The 364-nt window shown below is 31.9% G+C and carries 1 protein-coding gene; it reads right to left on the reverse strand.

Going from position 1 to position 364, the window contains the following annotated elements; genetic code table 11:
* Positions 1-364: YfhO family protein (locus WKI42_RS10735; protein WP_368081914.1), on the reverse strand; the 364-nt coding region annotated here is incomplete at both ends.

The following is a 364-nucleotide window of genomic DNA, read 5'->3' on the forward strand; positions in this document are numbered from 1 at the left end:
GCTGTTTTCTGGCACTTCAATTTGATATTGGATTGCTGCATCCTCATTTGAAGAACTTGTAACACTAATCAAATCACTAGTATTTTCAGTTTTTTCATAGGGTATTGGAGAAAAATAATCAAAATTGACGTTAGCAAGTTGATTTAAAAACGAGGATTGATTATCCAAGGTATGTTCATTGAACTTGGCATCATTGTAAACAGATTGACTAGCAAAGGCAATCGGAAGAGAGAACTGATTTTCATATAGGGTAAGATTATCTTTTTGATAGATATCTTTAAAACCATACTTATCAATAGGACTGTCTGAGATATTGTACTGGATACCAAATAAACTATCAGCCAAAATACTATTATTTGCATAG

It is taken from the genome of Streptococcus pseudopneumoniae, assembly GCF_038148935.1.
GTDB lineage: Bacteria > Bacillota > Bacilli > Lactobacillales > Streptococcaceae > Streptococcus > Streptococcus pseudopneumoniae_U.